Source organism: Rodentibacter sp. Ppn85 (assembly GCF_001999335.1).
Lineage (GTDB): Bacteria > Pseudomonadota > Gammaproteobacteria > Enterobacterales > Pasteurellaceae > Rodentibacter.
On the sequence record NZ_MLHS01000061.1, the window covers coordinates 1 to 2462 of the forward strand.

Below are 2462 nucleotides of genomic sequence, written 5' to 3' on the forward strand. Positions count from 1 at the left end.
CCGTTAATTTTCCTGTTCAACGTAGGCAGTATTTTCCGTATGCCGTTTAATCAAAAACTGGCGGATAAACAGATTGAGGCGGAATTAAAAGCCTGGAAAAAACGCAACGAAAACAGTAAAAAGCATTGGTTCGACGCGGTGCAACGCCAACAACAAAGCGTCAATCAACAACTGGCGGAATTAAAAATGGATAATAAAATTTAGTAAAAATCGACCGCACTTTAGGATTTGAATATTAAAGGAATCAAATGAAACTTCTCGAAAAATGGCTTCATTTTTACCGCACTTACACCTTGGGTTATTCCGTGCGTCGGGTGAATGCCGATGAATTGGAAATCCGCCATTTAATTTTAGATGCCTTTCCCAGAGGGATGATTCGTCTGATCTTTTTAGCAATTTTAGGTGTCATTGCCTTTATTGATCTTCAACATGGCGTCAGGCCCTTTGATAATCAGATTAAGGTTATTCAACGAGATTTTACTTGGGCATTTAATTCAGACTTAATCTTAAAACCAATGTATGAAGAGGAAATAAAATTTTTAAAAAATCCTCAAAATATTCAAAAATATAATTTGAATAAACCTATACCAAGTTATATTGAATATAAAGAATCATATATTTCTGATCGAAAAGCTACAATAATAAGGGCATACTTCCATTTCATCTGGCCGTTATTTCTCCTTTGTATTCTATTCCCGCCACGTCCTCGTGGCATTCGGATTAACCGCAAGAAAAAAGTGATTTACCAACAACACTTAGGCAAAGAATATTGGTTGGCATTCATACCGGACGAGGGCGATCCGTTAAGCGGTATTGTTTATAACCTTTATGGGCTTTATCCCTTTAGTTTAACAGGGCGTTATTCTTTACAAATCGGCATACCGGATAAAGCAGGGAAGTTGCCTTTTTTAATGTACGGTTGCTACCCAAACCCAAGTCTTGAGCATAACCGTTGTCTTTTGCGTGCCATTCGGGATTTTGTGCGTGAAGACAATCCCGCCAGCCTGAAATATGTCGGGCGTTACTATAAACTCCCGTGGCTAAATCCGTTAATTTTCCTGTTTAACGTGGGCAGTATTTTCCGTATGCCGTTTAATCAAAAACTGGCGGATAAACAGATTGAGGCGGAATTAAAAGCATGGAAAAAACGCAACGAAAACAGTAAAAAGCATTGGTTTGACGCAGTACAATGCCAACAACAAAGCGTCAATCAAGATTTAGCGGAGTTAAAAATGGATAATAAAATCTAGCGAAAATTGACCGCACTTTAGGATTTGAATATTAAAGGAATCAAATGAAACTTCTCGAAAAATGGCTTCATTTTTACCGCACTTACACCTTGGGATATTCCGTGCGTCGGGTAAATCCCGATGAATTGGAAATTCGCCATTTAATTTTAGATGCCTTTCCCAGAGGGATGATTCGTCTGATTTTTTTGGCGATTTTAGGTGTCATTGCCTTTATTGATCTTCAACATGGCGTTAGCCCCTTTGATAATCAAATTAGTGCGATTAAATATAATTTTGACTGGGCATTTGATCCTGATAAGAGCATAAGAAAAATATATGATATAGAACTTGAAGTAATGTCTAGGGAAAGTTTTCAAAGAAAATATCCAAATGAAAAGATACTTCCCTATGAAGAATATAGAAAACCATATCTTGAACGGGATAGTTTACGCTTAGTTCGTCCTGTTTTTCATTTCATTTGGCCGTTATTGCTTCTTTGTATTCTATTCCCGCCACGCCCTCGTGGGATTCGGATCAACCGAAAGAAAAAAGTGATTTATCAACAACATTTGGGCAAAGAATATTGGTTGGCGTTTATACCGGACGAGGGTGACCCGCTAAGCGGTATTGTTTATAACCTTTACGGGCTTTATCCTTTTAGTCTAACAGGGCGTTATTCTTTACAAATCGGCATACCCGAGAAAGACGGTAAACTGCCTTTTTTAATGTACGGTTGCTACCCGAATCCAAGCCTTGAACACAACCGTTATCTTTTGCGTGCCATTCGGGATTTTGTGCGTGAAGACAATCCGGCAAGTCTGAAATATGTCGGGCGTTACTATAAACTCCCGTGGCTAAATCCGTTAATTTTCCTGTTTAACGTGGGCAGTATTTTCCGTATGCCGTTTAACCAAAAACTGGCAGATAAACAGATTGAGACGGAACTAAAAGCCTGGAAAAAACGCACTGAAAACAGTAAAAAGCATTGGTTCGAAGCGGTACAACGCCAACAACAAAGCGTCAATCAACAACTGGCGGAATTAAAAATGGATAATAAAATTTAGTAAAAATCGACCGCACTTTAGGATTTGAATATTAAAGGAATCAAATGAAACTTCTCGAAAAATGGCTTCATTTTTACCGCACTTACACCTTGGGTTATTCCGTGCGTCGGGTGAATGCCGATGAATTGGAAATCCGCCATTTAATTTTAGATGCCTTTCCAAGAGGGAT

Annotated in this window: 2 protein-coding genes and 1 pseudogene; all 3 read left to right on the plus strand. The window is 38.5% G+C overall.

All coding sequences use genetic code 11. The annotated features are described in order from the left end of the window. Positions 1-204 (plus strand): annotated as a pseudogene (locus BKL51_RS11895) (hypothetical protein); the annotation flags it as partial. A gap of 44 nt (positions 205-248) precedes the next feature. Continuing rightward, a complete protein-coding gene (locus BKL51_RS10030) occupies positions 249-1250 on the plus strand; it encodes a hypothetical protein (protein WP_077466539.1) in 1002 nt (333 codons plus the stop codon). A 44-nt stretch (positions 1251-1294) separates the two neighbouring features. Further along, the gene (locus BKL51_RS10035; RefSeq protein ID WP_077466540.1) at positions 1295-2293 is read left to right on the plus strand and encodes a hypothetical protein; all 999 of its coding nucleotides are present in this window, start codon (positions 1295-1297) and stop codon (positions 2291-2293) included. Positions 2294-2462 lie beyond the last annotated feature (169 nt).